This window comes from Algibacter luteus, from assembly GCF_030344935.1.
GTDB classification, from domain to species: domain Bacteria; phylum Bacteroidota; class Bacteroidia; order Flavobacteriales; family Flavobacteriaceae; genus Arenitalea; species Arenitalea lutea.
Genome location: NZ_CP128313.1, coordinates 933,296 through 950,139, shown reverse-complemented (window position 1 = coordinate 950,139; position 16,844 = coordinate 933,296). Strand labels below are relative to the sequence as shown.

The following is a 16,844-nucleotide window of genomic DNA, read 5'->3' as shown; positions in this document are numbered from 1 at the left end:
AAAATTATGAAAAAATTTAAAATTATATTATTTGCTCTTATCAGCTTTTCTTTCGCTACTGGTTGCGACGGAGACTTTGAAGAACTAAATAAAGATCCAAATAACCCTGTGGCAATTCCTGCCGATTTATTATTGGGTTATGCACAAAGACAATTTAGCAATGCTACTTATGGTATGCAACGTGGTGGAGACATGGGAGCTTGTTGGGCTCAGTTATGGTCTAAAGTACAATACAACGATGAAGCAAGATATGTTCCACGTAGAGGTGTAGTTGATGCCCTTTGGGATAATATCTTCACATTAACTGTGTCTGAAGGTAAAGCCATGTATGATTTAGCTGAAGCTGATGGTAACACTAACTTACAAGGTGTTGCTTTAGTAATGCAAGCTATAGGTTATCAAACTTTAGTTGAACTTTATGGACCGATTCCATTTACAGAAGCTATTAATGGTGCCATTTTAAAACCAGCTTACGATGATGAAGCAACTGTTTTTGAAGGTGTTATCGATTTGTTAACTCAAGCATCTACCTTATTATCGAATGGAACTGGTTCTGTAACAGCTTCATCAGATTTATATTACGGAGGTGATACTTCAAAATGGCTAAAATTAGCTAATTCATTAAAGTTTAGAGCTTTGATGAGAATTTCAGGAACTAGAAGTGTTTCTTCTGAATTACAAGCATTAGTAAATGGCGGAAACATGTTCGCTAGTAATGATGATAGTGCTGAAATTACTTATTTATCAGTTGCACCAGATGCGAATCCTATTTGGGAAACAGTAGTTGATGGTAACAGACCAGAATACAAAATTGGTCTTGCTTTAACTGATATTTTAGAAGGTTTAGGAGACCCTAGATTAGAAGTTTATGCATCACCAAACGCTAGTGGAGACATTGTAGGTAAGCCTGCAGGATTTGGTAATCAAACACCACTTCCTAATGATGCCTTAGGATATACTTACGCCAATATTTCAGGATTAGGGGCTTTTTACTTAAGACCAGAATTACCTGCAGTAATTATGTCTTACTCACAATTAAACTTTTTAATGGCAGAAGCTGCAAACGAAGGTTATATTTCTGGAGGAATTGCTGCAGCTAAAGAATACTATTATAAAGGAATTGCTGCAAACTTCCAATGGAATGGAATAGATCCAACTTCATACATAGCACAAGAAAATCTAAACTTTGCTTCACAATCAGATGGTCGTGACAAAATTGCAACTCAAGTATGGATTTCGCTTTTCAGCCAAGGATTTGAAGCATGGACAGAGTGGAGAAGAACAAAAATTCCTGCACTTCTACCTGCAGCAGAAGCTGCTTTAAATGAAATACCTTCAAGACTTTATTACCCAACACTAGAGCCTTCATTAAATAAAGAAAATTATGATGCAGCAGCTTCTAGTATTGGTGGCGATTTATTAACATCGTCATTGTTTTGGCAATAACTAAAAAAAAAATAATATGAAAACTTTAAAGAAATTAATTTTAACGTTATTCGTTTCAACCATGATATTTTCATGTATTGACGATGACAACGATGAATTGACTGGAAATGCCGCCCTAGGCGGTCTAGTAGACGTTGGTAATCCTTTGATTAGCTATGTTGTAGGTAGTGGTAACACGTATTCAGCAGCAGGAGCCGTATTTCAGGCCAATGTTCAAACTACTGAAGTGAAAGTTTATAACACGTTTACTGATAACATGAGCGGAAGTTCAAGTAACAGAGTGCTACTAAAAACAATTCCAATTTCGAACACAGCTGTAGGGACTACTGCAAATTTTACAGTAACCTTTACTTATGAAGAACTAATTGCTGGCTTAACTTTAAACGGTAGCCCATTACCTGATAATGATGGAGGCCTAAATATTGGTGATTTCTGGACTTTAGAATATGAAGCCGTAACAAGCGAGGGAAAAACTCATAACAACTCTAATGTTACTAAAGTTGCTGTAGGTACACGTTATGCTGGTATTTACTCAGTTGTTGATAGTGCTTATTGGAACTCAGGAAGTCTTTTAGGAAACTGGACTGGTGGTGACAGAGTAATTGAATCTGTTGATGCTACAATTTACAGACATGCAGGATTAGCCTATTGGGATGATAATGAATTCTTTTTTACTGTAGATAATGATACAAATGTTATCACAGTACTTGATAAAGATTTAGAAGATGGTGACTTGTTATTAAATGGTTCGCCTGTAATGACTTGTACTGGAGGTACTGGTTCATTTGAAGTTTTAACTTGTGACGGAACTACGTCTCGTGCAATTCCTGACGATGTTACTGGTAAAGACGTTTTAGAATTTACAGTAGGGTACTTTAGAGGTGTAGGTGCGACTAGAGAGTTCTTTGAGCGCCTTGAAAAACAAGTAGACTAATCCAGTTTAAATTAAATACAAACACATGAAAAATAAAATATATAAAATAGCTTTAGTATTAAGTGCTTTCGTCTTTGCTATTGCTTGTGAAAACACAGACGATCTCACTGGTGACAGTGTAGTAAGTCCATCAAATCCAGCTTTATCGGTTTCTTTAGATTTTGGTCCAACCGAATCTCTTATTGAAACTGAAGCAGATTATGGATTTACAGTATCTTTAAGTCAACCTCAAATTGCAGCTGTAGAAGTTTATTTAGAATTACTTCCAAGTAGTACAGCTTCAGAAGGATCTGACTTATCATTTCCTCATCACGTAAGAATTCCTGCTGGTGCAACTTCTGTATCAGATGTCATTACAATTCATGGTGACGATGAAGTTGAAGGTACTGAAACTGCTGTAATTAGAATTGGTACTGGTAAAGAAGCCAATGTTTCTGCAACAAACTCTCAAGTTGTATCGTTTAACATCATGAACTATACTGAAGGAGATCTTGCAATTGACATGACTTGGACTTCACCACAAGATTTTACCGATAATTTAGGTAATGCTATTGATGATGAAGAAATAGGCGATTTAATCCTTTATGTTACAGATGCAAACATTCCAACTTCTATTAACTATGTTACTGTAGACAATGAATTTGGTTTTGAATCATTTGTATTTTTAGAATCATATCCTGACGGTGAATACTATTTAGTAACTGAATTCTATTCAGCTGGTGACTTTGGTGGTAATGATGCCGCTTTAGATATTTCGTTAACATTTAATCAACCAGGAGTTATTAATGATCGAGTTATTACAGTGCCTAACGCGTTGAATACAGCAAATGCTGATTGTCAATCAACTGTTTTAGCAAAAATCACTAAATCTGGGACGACTTATTCAATGGAATCTATTGGATTACCTAACAATTTAGGAATTCCTGCAGATGGAACTTTTGCTGGTGAATATACCGTTGCAACTACAGCTGGAGGACAATTTGGTCCTGCATTTGATGGTGACGTAACAATTGTTGACACAGGTAACGGAACTAGAACATTTGAAGGTGATTGGAATGGATTTGGAGTTATAGTAGAGTACGGATTTGCGTTTGACGCAACTTGCGGAACAGTAACATTTGATGATAACTATTACACAGGACTTGGATGTGCTGGTGGACCTGGTATCGAGCATGGACCTAGTTCTAACGCTGGTACTATTGATCCTACTGATGATTCAGTTTTCAGTATTACATATACAGAAAATGTATTAAGTGACTGTGGTGGTGTTCCAACAGATGCGACTATTACTTTCACTAAGAAATAAGATTCTTTTATTCATAAAAAACCACCTATTTTAGGTGGTTTTTTTTTCTTATAAAATAAGATATCTAATTATTATTCTTATTTTTAGATAAAAACTTGCAATATGAAAAAATTTACACTTTTCTCAATAGGCTTAATTTTCTGTAGCCTATTATCTCATTCCCAAAATCTTAACAAAGCCTTAAACGATTTTCAAAGTAAAACACAAGCCACTATTACATTTAATAAGAATTTAGAGGCTCCTGGTTTTATAAAATTTCCTCTTAATAAAGAATTGTATGTTGCTGGTAAGACAGTAAAAGAAAAAGCTCATAATTTTTTATTAGAAAACAAAACAGTTTATGGGATTTCCAACTTAGACGAGACTCTTCCTCCTAACGGCGAAATCAAAATTGATAATTATGGATTAAAACATTACGAAACAAAACAGTTTTACAAAGGTGTTCCAGTTTATGATTCAGGCTTAAAATTTCATTTTAATAAATATGACAATATAACATCTGTTAATGGTAATATCATTTCTGATATTAATCTTGATGTGAAACCAAGAGTAGAAAAAACTCTAGCTAATACAAAAGCTTTAGAATTGGTACAAGATTTAAATACTTCTGGAGTACCTTTAAAAATAATTTCTAACGAACTAATGGTATTTCCAAAAGGCCTAGTTGAAGGCAATGTGACATCAAAACATTTGGTTTACCGTATTGAAGTTCGTAACGATTTAGATGTTAGAGAATATTTATTTATTGATGCTCATACTGGTAAACTAGTAGAACAATTTACTGGTATTGCACATGCTCTAAACAGAATTTTATATGAAGGCGATACTAGTAATAAAACCTGGCAAGAAGGATTAGCTTTCCCTGGCTTCTTGAACCAATGGCAACAGGCTGAAGTAGAAGCTGCAGGACATACTTATCATTTTTTTAATAACGCATTTGGCTTTACATCTTACGACGGGCAAGACGCCCAAATGGTGACCATAAATAATAATCCCAATATAAACTGCCCGAATGCAACTTGGAATGGCGTTTCTGCCAATTATTGCGACGGTACAGCTTCTGATGATGTTGTTGCGCACGAGTGGGGTCATGCCTACACAGACTATACTTGTAATTTAGTATATGCTTACGAATCTGGAGCAATTAACGAATCGCTATCAGACATTTGGGGTGAAACCATAGACTTATTAAACGGATATAATGATGACGGAGAAGATGTTTCTGTACGTACCGGTTCTACCATCAACGAACGTTGGAAAATGGGTGAAGATGCAACAGCCTTTGGAGGAGCTATTAGAGATTTATGGGCGCCAAATTTAAATGGAGACCCAGGAAAAATGAGCGATAATCAATACGCATGCGACGTAGATCAAAATGATAATGGTGGGGTACATACAAATTCAGGGATTCCAAATCATGCTTATGCCTTATTAGTGGACGGTGGAACCTACAATGGTCAAACCATAGCCAGTTTGGGATTCGTAAAGGCTGCACATATCTTTTGGCGTGCACAAAGTGAATATTTAACTGCAACGAGTGATTTTGAAGTTCTATCTGACGCATTAGAAGCGGCATGTGCTGATTTGGTTGGAATTAATCTAGAAGGATTATCTACAACAGATACGCCTGCAGGCCGTTCTGGTGAAATGATTACCCTAGCCGATTGTCAAGAAGTAACAAAAGCTTTAATTGCTGTTGAAATGAAGACAGAAAATGGATGTCCTTACGCAACTATTCTTGCACCGTCTTCTGAATTATGTGGCGCTGCAACATCGAATCCTATTTTCATTGAAGATTGGGAAAGTGGATTAGGGTCTTGGACGGTATCTCAAATTCCTGTAAATGCTGGAACTTGGGAGTCTAGAGATTGGACCATTGAAACGTCGTTACCAGATAGAGCAGGTCAAGGTATATTTGCACCAAATCCAATAAACGGAGATTGTGATACAGATTTACAGAACGGTATCCTTCGATTAGAAAGCCCAACAATTACAATCCCTAATTATACGAATGGCACGTTTAGTTTAGCATTTAACCATAATGTTTCTACTGAGCTAAATTATGATGGTGGTAACATTAAATTCAGTTTAGATAATGGTGCTACTTGGGCTATTTTACCAGCATCTGCTTTTACAGAAAATGCGTATAACTTAACCCTTAACAATACGAACAATGACAGTCCAATGAGCGGTGAAGAAGCCTTCTCTGGATCTGATACAGGTTCTTTTGATAGTGTTTGGGGACAAAGTACTATCGACTTATCTGCTATAGGCGTTACCGCTAATTCAACTTTAAAATTAAGATTCGAGTTTGGAAGTGATGGTTGTAATGGTAAAATTGGTTGGTATTTAGATGAAATTGTCATCTTTAACTGTTCTGAGGCATTATCAATTAACGATTTTAACTTCTTAGGCAATAACATAAGCATTTACCCTAACCCTTCTAATGGTATATTTAATATCAAAATGAAGAGTATCTCTGATTTCCGCTATGATGTTTTAGACATTACAGGTAAATCTATTATGAGTAGAATGAATATAAACGATAATTCTTTTAAAGTTGATTTAAGTAATTATTCAAAAGGGATTTATTTCTTTAAATTATATTCTGGCGAAGGTGCTATTACTAAAAAATTGATTGTTCAATAAAATAAAAAAGAGCAACTATAACTTAAAAAAGAGACTGAACTTTCAGTCTCTTTTTTTATACCTTTACACCAATGGAAAACCAAACACAAATATTCGGTATTAGAGCTATTATAGAAGCTGTAAATGCTGGCGAGACAATTGATAAAGTATTTCTTCAAAAAGGCTTAAAAGGGGAGTTATTTGGTGAATTAGAGTCTGTTTTAAGGAAAAACAGTATCAATTCATCATATGTACCTGTTGAAAAGCTAAATAGATTAACCAATAAAAACCACCAAGGTGCAGTTGCTCAAATTTCACCGATTGCGTTTCATGACATGGAAACCTTAGTTTTAAATGTTATTGAATCTGGGAAAACACCGCTTTTTCTATTGCTTGATCAATTAAGTGACGTTCGAAACTTTGGCGCCATTATTAGAACCGCTGAATGTACTGGTGTTGATGGTATAATCATCCAAAAGAAAGGTGGGGCTCCTGTAAATGGCGACACGATAAAAACAAGTGCTGGAGCAGTTTTTAAAATTCCTATTTGCAAAGTAGACCATATTAAAGATGCTGTATTCTACATGCAAGCTTCTGGCATAAAGGTGATTGCTGCCACCGAAAAAACGAATGATACCTTGTACGATGTTTCTTTTGTTGAACCTTGTGCCATTATTATGGGATCTGAAGGTAGAGGTATCAATCCGTCGACTTTAAAAGTTGTAGATGCTAAAGCTAAACTACCTTTGCTTGGTGATATTGAATCTTTAAATGTATCCGTAGCTTGTGGTGCCTTCTTATATGAAGTAGTGAGGCAGAGGCTTTCTTAGGTTATTAGACTTGCTTAGATTTTTAGACTGCTTAGAATTTATTTTAGACTTTTTAGATTATAGAATTAGTCTTTGTTTTCTCGGTAGGTATAGTTTACTTGTTGTTGCTCCTCCTCTATTTCGGGTGTTTTGGTTTCAATAAAATTTCCATTTTCATCGAAGTGTTTTAAAAACGGATCATCATCTTCGTTATAATTTTCTTGTTCCCAAACGTATTTTTTAGGCTTTGCTATTTCTTTTCTGAAGATAAGTGCAAACAGTAAACCTGTTATTAAACCTGCTAAATGCCCTTCCCAAGAAATACCTTTTTCTATAGGCATAGTATACCAAATCATACTGCCATACAGGAAAATAACGCCTAATGATAAGGCTATAAGTCTATAGTGTTTTGCGATAACTCCCTTAAAGAAAGTAAAACTTACCAGCACATAAATAAGTCCGCTTATCCCAATATGGTAAGACGGTCTGCCAATGCACCAGGTAAGAAATCCAGAAACTAAGATGCCTAAAATAAGTACTTTCCAAGCGATATGCCTATAGAAATAAAACAATGCTGTAGATAAAACGAATAACGGTACAGTATTGTGATAAATGTGTTTGATGTCGCCATGAATAAACGGACTCAACACAACACCTCTTAAACCCTTAAGCGTTTGCGGAAAGACACCATACTTACTAAAGTTGTACCCAAAACGCACCTCGAACCAAAATACCAACCAAATAGTGAGCACAAAAAATATGGGGTATGCAATAACACCTGTAGAGAATTTAAAATGATCTTTATTTTTCATTAACATAAAAGTAGCAAATAGTTAACCAACTTTGTAATTTGTGCTAAATTGGCAGGTACGCCCGCGTGAGGGATTGAAGCATTTGTTGAAGCTACCGACGCAGGAGGGAGCGACTGCTGAAAGCCCGACCCCCGATTTTTCTTCGGGGAGCACGCCCAAAACTTGAATTATTTCGTGTAATTTTGTAACTATGAACAACAATGCCCCTTTAGCGGAAAGGTTAAGGCCCAAAACCCTGGAAGACTACGTTAGCCAAACACACTTGGTTGGCAAAGGCGGTGCTTTAACGCAGCACATTAAGCAAGGCTTAATACCATCGATGATTTTTTGGGGGCCTCCAGGAACAGGTAAAACCACATTGGCAAATATTATTGCGAACGAATCTGGCAGACCTTTTTACACCTTAAGTGCCATAAATTCTGGCGTTAAAGATATTCGTGAGGTTATTGATAAGGCTAAACAAAGTGGTGGTTTGTTTACTACCAAAAACCCTATTTTGTTCATCGATGAGATACACCGGTTTAGTAAATCTCAGCAAGATTCGTTGTTACAAGCTGTTGAAAAGGGTTGGATTACACTTATTGGTGCGACTACAGAAAATCCGAGTTTTGAGGTAATTTCGGCGCTTTTATCGCGTTGTCAGGTTTATATTTTAAATGCGTTTGATAAAACCGATTTAGAAACACTTTTAAAACGCGCCATTGAAACCGATGAGCAACTTTCCAAAAAAAATATTACACTTAAGGAAACCAATGCGTTACTGAGGCTATCTGGTGGCGATGCCAGAAAACTGCTCAATGTGTTCGAGCTTTTAGTAAACGCTTTTGATACTGATGATGTTGTTATTACAGACGAGGCAGTTTTAGAAAACATCCAAAACAATACGGTTAGGTACGACAAAACCGGAGAGCAACACTATGATATCATTTCGGCATTTATTAAATCCATTCGTGGTAGCGATCCTAACGGCGCGGTATATTGGTTGGCTAGAATGATAGAAGGTGGCGAAGATGTAAAATTTATTGCCCGCCGCCTATTAATTGCCGCAAGTGAAGATATAGGAAATGCTAACCCCACGGCCCTGGTTATAGCTAACAACACTTTTCAAGCAGTTGCTACTATTGGCTACCCAGAATCGCGCATTATTTTAAGTCAGTGCGCCACATATTTAGCCTGCTCTCCCAAAAGCAATGCCGCATATATGGCGATTGGGAAGGCGCAACAATTGGTTAAGGAAACGGGCGACTTAAGTGTACCGTTAGAAATTAGAAACGCCCCCACAAAACTCATGAAAGAGCTTGGTTATGGTGATAATTACAAGTACGCACATAATTACGAAGGCAACTTTACCAACCAAGAGTTTTTACCAGACGAAATTAAAAACCAGAAATTATACGACCCCGGAAACAACGCTCGCGAAAATGCGCATCGGGAGTTTTTAAAGCAGCGCTGGAAAGATAAATACGGTTATTAGTTTTTGGGCGCCTGCCTGCCGACAGGCAGGTTACCACAAGGGTCGGGCTATACACTGCAAGTCCTCGCTCGTACCTCGCAGTGGGCTTTCCGTTGCTATCCCTAACGCAATTCTGAATTTCAATTAAAACTTAAAATTTAATATTCAAAGCTTCTTGCTCTAGAGTGGCTCCTGTATAATACTCAATAACCCAATCGTTACCTTTTTTATAAATAATAGCACTAGAACCTTCTACTAAAAACACATCGTTTAAGTTTGTTTTTTTTATCCGGTAAACCACTTTTGGCGAACTGTCAACCAACTGAAAACCGTTTTCAATTTCTTGTGCGTAAAGCACATTTGATACTCCTTCAATAACAGTAGTTTCTTTAACTTCTAGTTGCTTTACTGGCTTTGGTTCTTGTACTTTTACTTCAGGTGTTTCAACCTTTGGTTTTTCAACTGCAGTAACCTCAGCTTGCTTTTCCTTTTTTAAATTTTGAATTTCTTTTTTGAGTTCAGCAATTTCTTGAGTCACTTCTTTTTTGGCGGGTGACTGTGTTGCTGTGGTTATAGACGTAATACTTTCATTAGGCACATAGTTATAATTTAACGGCTCCAATTTTTTAAAGGCTTCGCGCAATGCAAAATTGTATGCTTTTTTATATTCTTTCTCTCTACTTTCTCCTAGGCCAGTTTCATGCACAAGCTTATCATTACAATCTTTAAGCTCTATTTTAAGTTTGGTTTTAAATAAATTCGATTCATTTAAAACATCAGCATCTAAAGCCAAACAACGGTTTAATGCTAAGTCTGCAGGATATTCAGAGCCTTCCATTACTGCTTCAAAACCATATTTATTAAATAAAAACTTAGTTAACGAATTTAGTTGAAATTCATCTTGTGTTTTTAAAAAATCAAATTTTTCAGGAACAATAACGTATTTATAATTATTGATGCTTATTTGCGAGAATGCAGATAAGGTAATAAAGCTGGCAACTATAATGGATAAAAACGGCGTCTTCATATACTTAAATTAATTATTTATGTTTTTGTAAATATACCATCCAACTATTAAAAATCGGACTTCTTTTATTCTAAACTTACAGGAAGTTTTTTAATTGTATCAAATTATCTATTTGTCTAATATTTGCATCAACCGTCATATCCCTTAAATCGAAAAATACCACGTCCATCCCAATATTTTTTGCACCCAAAATATCGGCATCATAACTATCGCCAATCATTACACTTTTATTTACAGTTGTATTAGCGAGTTTCAAAGCGAAATTAAAAATTTCAGGGTTTGGTTTTTTTACACCGGCGATTTCAGAATTGGTAATGGTTTTAAAATAATGATCAATTTTTGAATGACTCATTTTTTTATACTGTACTTCATCAAAACCATTGGTGATAATATGTAAGTTGTAATTAAGACTTAAATAATCTAAAATTTCAAAGGTATTCTCGAATAAATGATTAAAAGTAGATAGATGTGTAATGTAATCTTCAGAAAGTTTATGAATCAACTCGTCTTCAGCTTTAAAGTTTATTAGTTTAAATGTTTCGCTTAACCTCTCATAGCGTAAGTCTGTTTTATTAATTTCGTTATTTCTGTAAAGTCTCCAATATTTTAAATTAATAGGTTCGTAATGTGTCAAAAAATGGTCTACATCAGCTTTTACATTATTTATCTTAAAAATTTTCTTAAACGTTAATGCTGAGTTCTTATCAAAATCCCATAGAGTATGGTCTAAATCAAAAAAAACGTCTGTGATTCCTTCAAACTTCATCTGGAGAATTTAAAACTAAATTAAACAATTCTTTAAAACCATCCCACCTAGTATCATCACTAAAGGTATAGTTGTGAAACACCGGCACAAATTCACCATTTACTTGTTTTACTTGATGCATTATTTCGTTTAAAACTTTCTTTTTATCCAGTAACGATTTATGTTTTAACAACGCATAATCCATAAGATGATAAGGTACAATTTTAAGAGGTGTTTGTACTTCGTAATCCAAATCATAAAATAAAAATGGTGTACACGACCCTGCCCTAAAACCAATGTGGTTAACATAACCCATGGTATAATCTTCTTTAATTTCTAAAGCTATTAAATTTCTATAGGTTTCAGGTAGGTTTAGTTTAGAAAAGGATTGTCTTGAAGCTTTTAAATTGGTGTTTAAAATTTCTTCCATTCTTACTTTTTCTTTCTTAAGCAATACGTCATCTTCTAAAGCAAAAAAGGAAATTTTGAGTCCAACGTGGCTATAATCATTCACATGTTTTATAAGTGATACAAATTTCTTTTTATTGGGGTTTATACCTTTATCGTAAGTTGAATAATCGCCAATTAAAAAAAAGAAAAGAAACTTAAAATGCGAAGTTTTCTGTCTATTTATTAAATATTTAAATGTATCGTACGGATCGTGTCTAAACCCAAGTAACACGCCAAATCGAGTATACAAACTTTTTAACCTAAACTTAAACAAATCTTTAAATGTACCTCCCAAAGTTCGCATGATACCTTTAAGTTTATAGGTATAAGCACTCGGTACATCTATAATCGGTTTTAGTTGATACGTTCTTTCAGGAAATTTAAAATCGGGAAATTGTTTCTGTAAAGCTTTTCTAAATTTATATGCCCAAATATCTACAACGGGTTGATGTAAAAACCCTTCTTTGTAAGCGATACTTTCGGTTGCCACAAAACGACCGTATTCATCCTTTACATGTGGTAAATACTCTTCATATCTTGATAAAAGGTAAAACGATGCCGAAAAAATATCGTAAGGCAAAGCGCATTTATCGCCAATAGAAAAAAAGCATTTCGTATTTTCCCAAGTATGAATATGGATATCAATATCGCTTAAACCTTGTTCGAATAAAATGTCATTACTTTTAATAAAAAACTCATTACCTAACTGCTGTTTGGTATAAGACATTTTTAAACTATCGTGCGCTATAAACTCTTCTATTTTGGTTGTAAAACCAACTTTTACACCTAAAACTCTGGTACAAATATGCTTAAAAACATATTTTAATCTCGGTGATATTTTATGGGTGTAAACTAAAAGCATTAAAGTATGGTTTCATCTGCAAAACTAAAGTATGCTTTTTCTGTGATAATTAAATGGTCTAGCACTTTTATATCCAAACTTTGTGCTGCTTGTTTTAATTTTTGTGTGATTTGTTTATCGGCTTCACTTGGTTTTAATGTTCCCGATGGATGGTTATGTGTTAAAATTAAACCCGTAGCCCCTACTTCCAACGCTGTTTTTAACACCAAGCGTACATCTACTAAAGTCCCAGTTATACCACCTTTACTTAATTGACTTTTTTGAATCACTTTATTGGAATTATTCACATAAATAATCCAAAACTCTTCATGTTCAAGTTCCCCAATAACAGGTTGCATAAGTTCAAAAACTGCTGAGCTTGAGGTTATTTTCTTTTTCTCAAGTGCTTCTTCACCCCTACGTCGTCTACCAAGTTCTAAAGCAGCAATAATAGTTATGGCTTTGGCTTCACCAATACCTTTAAATTCCATGAGTTGTTTAATGGAAAGCTTTCCTAATTGGCTCAAGTTATTGTTGGAACTCGCCAAAATGCGCTTACATAAATCTACAGCGCTTTCCTCTCTATTGCCTGATCCAATTAAAATTGCAACCAATTCTGCATCGCTTAAAGCGGCCTTTCCTTTATAGAGTAATTTTTCACGTGGTTGATCGTCTTGACTCCAGTTTTTTATCGAAAATGACGATGGTTTTTCTTGCATTGGTTAAAGATAAATATTGTAAATTAGAGAAGCAATAAAAACTTTCATCATGAAACCACTTAAAAAAGAAGATATAAGTCAAGAGGTTTTTGATTTATACGATTATTACGCTCATAATAAAATTGACAGACGCCAATTTGTAGAAAAATTATCTGTGTATGCGGTTGGTGGAGTTACCGTATCTTCATTATTGAGTTTTATAACCCCCGATTATATAAACACCTTGATGGTTAAGCCTAATGATGCACGCTTAAAATCTGAATATATAGAGTATGAATCGCCAAAAGGTGGTGGTACGATAAAAGGTTTATTATCGATGCCCGACGGAACAACGGGCAAGCTCCCTGGAATTGTGGTAGTGCACGAAAATCGTGGATTGAACCCTTATATTGAAGATGTTGGAAGACGTGCAGCTCTTGACGATTTTATAACTTTAGCTCCTGATGCTTTGACGCCTGTAGGTGGTTATCCTGGGAACGATGATGAAGGTCGTGCTTTACAGCGCCAAAGAGACAAAAATGACATGCTTGAAGATTTTATTGCAGCTTTTGAGTATTTGAAATATCATGAAAATTGCAATGGTCATATTGGGGTTGTAGGCTTTTGTTTTGGCGGATGGATATCAAATATGATGGCCGTAAGATTGCCAACCTTGAAAGCTGCTGTACCTTTTTATGGCGGGCAACCATCAGCTGAAGAAACTGCAAACATAAAAGCACCTTTGTTACTGCAATTTGCCGAATTAGATACGCGCGTTAATGCTGGTTGGCCAGATTATGAAACGGCTCTGAAAGCTAATAATGTGGAGTATAAAGCACACTTTTATGAAGGTGTAAACCATGGATTTCATAACAATACAACGCCTCGTTATGATGAAAAAGCTGCCAATTTAGCTTGGGAACGCACAATAGCTTTCTTTAAAAAACATCTGACTTCATGAAAGTAAAATTCAGCTTTATGTTAATCTATTCAGCATTATACTGTTATTTAAGTAATAAGATTTGGATGTTTTAAAACCTATAAAGCCTATGCTATTAGCCCTTTAACCTCGTCAAAATCCAGACCACCGTAATTTCCTGAACTCATTAAAAGCAATGCTTTATTATCAAAGTTTTGGGAGAATAAGAAATTTTTAAAATCATCTGGGTTAGTATATATCACTAAATCATCGCGTTCAAAAGCCGTGGCAATCTGCTCGTGCGTTACTTCTTTTAATTTTTTAATCTCAACGGCGTGTGGCGAATAAAACACAACGGCAACATCAGCAGCATCCAGAGCTCCTCTATACTCTTTTAAAAATTCAGCGTTTAAACTGCTATATGTATGCAATTCCAAACAAGCCACTAAAGTTCTGTTTGCATACTGCTCTTTAACTGCCTGAGTTGTAGCTTCAACTTTACTTGGCGAATGCGCAAAATCTTTGTAGGCCACACTTGTTTTTCCTTCTGCTATTTTTTCTAGTCTTTTACTTGCGCCTTTAAAGGTTGCAATTGCTTCGTAAAAATCGTCTTCATCGATGCCCATATGCTGACAAATCCATTTAGCTCCAGCCAAATTATTTAAGTTATGTTTCCCAAAAACTTCTATTGGAAGTGGACCTTCTGGAGTTTCTAATAACGTTTGTCCGTTTTCCACAGTATATTCTGGAGTTGTATAAGGTATTTTTCTAATGGTATTTTCACTAGCCTCTACTACCCTTTTTACTTCTGGATCTTCTTCATTGTAATTAATACTTCCCCCTTTTACAATGCTATCAACAAAAATACTGAACTGCTCTACATAGTTTTCGTAGGTTGGAAATACATTGATATGATCCCACGCTATGCCACTTAATAAGGCTATATTAGGTTTGTATAAGTGAAATTTTGGACGTCTGTCTATAGGTGAACTCAAATATTCATCGCCTTCAAGCACAATAAAATCGTTGGTTTCAGTGAGTTTTACCATCACATCAAATCCTTCTAATTGCGCACCAACCATATAATCAACATCTCTATCGTGATAATGCATCACGTGTAAAATCATAGAGGTTATAGTCGTTTTTCCGTGGCTTCCACCAATAACTACACGGGTTTTATTCTTGGATTGTTCGTACAAGAACTCAGGATAACTGTATATTTTAAGTTCTAATTCTTGAGCTTTTAGTAACTCTGGATTATCCGCCTTGGCATGCATCCCTAGAACAATAGCATCCAAATTGTCGGTAATTTTTTCGGGAAACCAACCAAAAGTTTCCGGCAAAAGGCCTTTTACTTCTAGCCTTGATTTTGAGGGTTCGAAAATAGTATCATCACTACCTGTTACTTGATACCCTTTGTTGTGCAGTGCTAAGGCTAAATTATGCATTGCTGCTCCTCCTATAGCTATAAAATGTACGTTCATAAAACAAATATCAAACTACAAACTACAATTTCCAAATTATTTGTTATGAAGTTTTGCGTTAGGGATTGTAGTCAAAATCCTTTTTGTGAGGCACAAGCAAAAAGATTGCAATGAAAAGCCTGACCCTTGTGGTAACCTCCCTGCTGGCAGGCACGCGCCCAAATATTAAAGATTTAAGATTTTTGATTTCTGAGCTAAAAACGGTTTGATTTTAGGAAGTTGTGCAATGGCAATATTAATGTGTTTTAAGGCCTTTTCCTTGTTTTTTTGATGGGCGTGAATTTGTGCTAAACGGTAGTGCGCCCAAGCTTTTGGAACGCCATCTTGTGCCGAATAATTTTTTAGATAGGTTTGCAAACATTGCTCGCCTTTGTCCAGTTGTATTTTGTACTCTGCTGCTACTTTACCAATCTGATAATGTAGGGCATTGCGATGATGTTTTTTATGAGTTTCTTCGAGATTTTCAATGGCTTTTTTAGGTTGCTTTTCGTTTTCATAAAAATGAGTTAACTTGTTGAAGCATGTAAGGGACCCACCTTCTTGAATAGCCATTTTATAATATTTTTCGGCAAGTTCTGGTTCGTCATCGTACTCGTAAACATAGCCTTTAGCAAGGTAACCATCTACTTTTGATAGATTTTCTAATTCTTGAGCATATTGCAACGATTTGCTTTTACTACCACCAAAAATACCTGGGAGTTGCATGTACAATTCTACGAGTGCCCACCTTGCATCAATATGGGTTTTATCGAGTTCGGCTGCTTTGGTGAAGGCTTCTTTTATATCACCTATTAAACCAATAGCTTTAAATTTATTCTGTAGTGCTTTCATACCTAAAACACCTCCATACTTGTATTGATAATTTGCGATATATGGCTTAGTATCTACTAACTTTTTATATTGAACAGTAGCACTATCCCACTTTTTTTGGTAACCTAAAGCATCACCTAAAAGCTCTATAGCTACTAAATTATTAGGATGAGTTTTTAAATAATTAATGGATTGAACTTCGGCTTTTTTATAGGCTTTCTGATTTATAAGCAATGTTATCTCACTAAGTTTATCTTGCGAAAAAGCAAGCGCAGGAAGCAATAAAAATAAAATTATTTTTTTCATAGATTTGAAATCGAAATCACAAAAATACACTTTCTTAGATTGGTGATAAATTACTTTATAAAAATCTTAAGATTTTATAGCTATGGCACTATTACCTCCGGGTATTTTATCATTAAAATGATTAACTTCACTCAATCAACGTGATAATTAACTTTTTTATTATAGTTTGGAATGGC

At 35.3% G+C, this 16,844-nt stretch carries 14 protein-coding genes; 7 read left to right on the top strand and 7 right to left on the bottom strand.

The window, feature by feature from the left end:
- Positions 1-6: 6 nt before the first annotated feature.
- The 5 genes from O5O44_RS04070 to rlmB all read left to right on the top strand — a co-directional run bounded on the left by O5O44_RS04070 (position 7) and on the right by rlmB (position 7,144).
- Positions 7-1,446: a SusD/RagB family nutrient-binding outer membrane lipoprotein gene (locus O5O44_RS04070; RefSeq protein WP_289195844.1), complete on the top strand. Its 1,440-nt coding sequence runs from the start codon at positions 7-9 to the stop codon at positions 1,444-1,446.
- Positions 1,447-1,462: 16 nt separating this feature from the next.
- On the top strand, positions 1,463-2,380 hold the full coding sequence (locus O5O44_RS04065) for a hypothetical protein (protein ID WP_289195843.1): 918 nt from the start codon (positions 1,463-1,465) through the stop codon (positions 2,378-2,380).
- 25 nt (positions 2,381-2,405) lie between these two features.
- The gene (locus O5O44_RS04060; RefSeq protein WP_289195842.1) at positions 2,406-3,686 is read left to right on the top strand and encodes a hypothetical protein; all 1,281 of its coding nucleotides are present in this window, start codon (positions 2,406-2,408) and stop codon (positions 3,684-3,686) included.
- A gap of 102 nt (positions 3,687-3,788) precedes the next feature.
- Positions 3,789-6,335: a M4 family metallopeptidase gene (locus O5O44_RS04055; RefSeq protein ID WP_289195841.1), complete on the top strand. Its 2,547-nt coding sequence runs from the start codon at positions 3,789-3,791 to the stop codon at positions 6,333-6,335.
- A 71-nt stretch (positions 6,336-6,406) separates the two neighbouring features.
- The gene (rlmB, locus tag O5O44_RS04050) at positions 6,407-7,144 is read left to right on the top strand and encodes a 23S rRNA (guanosine(2251)-2'-O)-methyltransferase RlmB (protein ID WP_289195840.1); all 738 of its coding nucleotides are present in this window, start codon (positions 6,407-6,409) and stop codon (positions 7,142-7,144) included.
- Positions 7,145-7,209: 65 nt separating this feature from the next.
- Here rlmB and O5O44_RS04045 read toward each other — a convergent pair whose 3' ends face one another.
- Entirely contained in the window at positions 7,210-7,935 is a 726-nt protein-coding gene (locus tag O5O44_RS04045) for a rhomboid family intramembrane serine protease (protein ID WP_289195839.1), read from the bottom strand.
- Between the two features lie 190 nt (positions 7,936-8,125).
- Between O5O44_RS04045 and O5O44_RS04040 the strand changes: the two genes are divergently transcribed.
- Entirely contained in the window at positions 8,126-9,409 is a 1,284-nt protein-coding gene (locus O5O44_RS04040; RefSeq protein ID WP_289195838.1) for a replication-associated recombination protein A, read from the top strand.
- A gap of 130 nt (positions 9,410-9,539) precedes the next feature.
- On the opposite strand, the gene O5O44_RS04035 is transcribed toward O5O44_RS04040, so the two are convergent.
- The 4 genes from O5O44_RS04035 to radC form a co-directional block, all read right to left on the bottom strand.
- Positions 9,540-10,415, bottom strand: a complete 876-nt coding sequence (locus O5O44_RS04035; RefSeq protein ID WP_289195837.1) for a hypothetical protein — start codon at positions 10,413-10,415, stop codon at positions 9,540-9,542.
- A gap of 76 nt (positions 10,416-10,491) precedes the next feature.
- Positions 10,492-11,181: a YjjG family noncanonical pyrimidine nucleotidase gene (locus tag O5O44_RS04030; protein WP_289195836.1), complete on the bottom strand. Its 690-nt coding sequence runs from the start codon at positions 11,179-11,181 to the stop codon at positions 10,492-10,494.
- Complete coding sequence (locus tag O5O44_RS04025; protein WP_289195835.1) at positions 11,171-12,472, bottom strand: polysaccharide deacetylase family protein; 1,302 nt, start codon at positions 12,470-12,472, stop codon at positions 11,171-11,173. Before O5O44_RS04025 ends, O5O44_RS04030 begins: the two co-directional genes overlap by 11 nt.
- Complete coding sequence (gene radC / locus O5O44_RS04020) at positions 12,472-13,170, bottom strand: RadC family protein (RefSeq protein ID WP_019386250.1); 699 nt, start codon at positions 13,168-13,170, stop codon at positions 12,472-12,474. Before radC ends, O5O44_RS04025 begins: the two co-directional genes overlap by 1 nt.
- Before the next feature lie 49 nt (positions 13,171-13,219).
- Between radC and O5O44_RS04015 the strand changes: the two genes are divergently transcribed.
- Positions 13,220-14,110 carry a dienelactone hydrolase family protein gene (locus O5O44_RS04015; RefSeq protein WP_289195834.1) on the top strand — a complete coding sequence of 297 codons (891 nt, stop codon included), beginning with the start codon at positions 13,220-13,222 and terminating at the stop codon, positions 14,108-14,110.
- Positions 14,111-14,196: 86 nt separating this feature from the next.
- On the opposite strand, the gene O5O44_RS04010 is transcribed toward O5O44_RS04015, so the two are convergent.
- Both O5O44_RS04010 and O5O44_RS04005 read right to left on the bottom strand, forming a co-directional pair.
- Complete coding sequence (locus O5O44_RS04010; protein WP_289195833.1) at positions 14,197-15,552, bottom strand: UDP-N-acetylmuramate--L-alanine ligase; 1,356 nt, start codon at positions 15,550-15,552, stop codon at positions 14,197-14,199.
- A 165-nt stretch (positions 15,553-15,717) separates the two neighbouring features.
- The gene (locus O5O44_RS04005; RefSeq protein WP_289195832.1) at positions 15,718-16,668 is read right to left on the bottom strand and encodes a tetratricopeptide repeat protein; all 951 of its coding nucleotides are present in this window, start codon (positions 16,666-16,668) and stop codon (positions 15,718-15,720) included.
- Between the last annotated feature and the right edge of the window lie 176 nt (positions 16,669-16,844).

Bases quoted from the DNA above. Each gene is read 5' to 3' on its own strand.
- O5O44_RS04070 (WP_289195844.1), top strand. From the start codon at position 7: ATGAAAAAATTTAAAATTATATTATTTGCTCTTATCAGCTTTTCTTTC.
- O5O44_RS04065 (WP_289195843.1), top strand. From the start codon at position 1,463: ATGAAAACTTTAAAGAAATTAATTTTAACGTTATTCGTTTCAACCATG.
- O5O44_RS04060 (WP_289195842.1), top strand. From the start codon at position 2,406: ATGAAAAATAAAATATATAAAATAGCTTTAGTATTAAGTGCTTTCGTC.
- O5O44_RS04055 (WP_289195841.1), top strand. From the start codon at position 3,789: ATGAAAAAATTTACACTTTTCTCAATAGGCTTAATTTTCTGTAGCCTA.
- rlmB (WP_289195840.1), top strand. From the start codon at position 6,407: ATGGAAAACCAAACACAAATATTCGGTATTAGAGCTATTATAGAAGCT.
- O5O44_RS04045 (WP_289195839.1), bottom strand. From the start codon at position 7,935: ATGAAAAATAAAGATCATTTTAAATTCTCTACAGGTGTTATTGCATAC.
- O5O44_RS04040 (WP_289195838.1), top strand. From the start codon at position 8,126: ATGAACAACAATGCCCCTTTAGCGGAAAGGTTAAGGCCCAAAACCCTG.
- O5O44_RS04035 (WP_289195837.1), bottom strand. From the start codon at position 10,415: ATGAAGACGCCGTTTTTATCCATTATAGTTGCCAGCTTTATTACCTTA.
- O5O44_RS04030 (WP_289195836.1), bottom strand. From the start codon at position 11,181: ATGAAGTTTGAAGGAATCACAGACGTTTTTTTTGATTTAGACCATACT.
- O5O44_RS04025 (WP_289195835.1), bottom strand. From the start codon at position 12,472: ATGCTTTTAGTTTACACCCATAAAATATCACCGAGATTAAAATATGTT.
- radC (WP_019386250.1), bottom strand. From the start codon at position 13,170: ATGCAAGAAAAACCATCGTCATTTTCGATAAAAAACTGGAGTCAAGAC.
- O5O44_RS04015 (WP_289195834.1), top strand. From the start codon at position 13,220: ATGAAACCACTTAAAAAAGAAGATATAAGTCAAGAGGTTTTTGATTTA.
- O5O44_RS04010 (WP_289195833.1), bottom strand. From the start codon at position 15,552: ATGAACGTACATTTTATAGCTATAGGAGGAGCAGCAATGCATAATTTA.
- O5O44_RS04005 (WP_289195832.1), bottom strand. From the start codon at position 16,668: ATGAAAAAAATAATTTTATTTTTATTGCTTCCTGCGCTTGCTTTTTCG.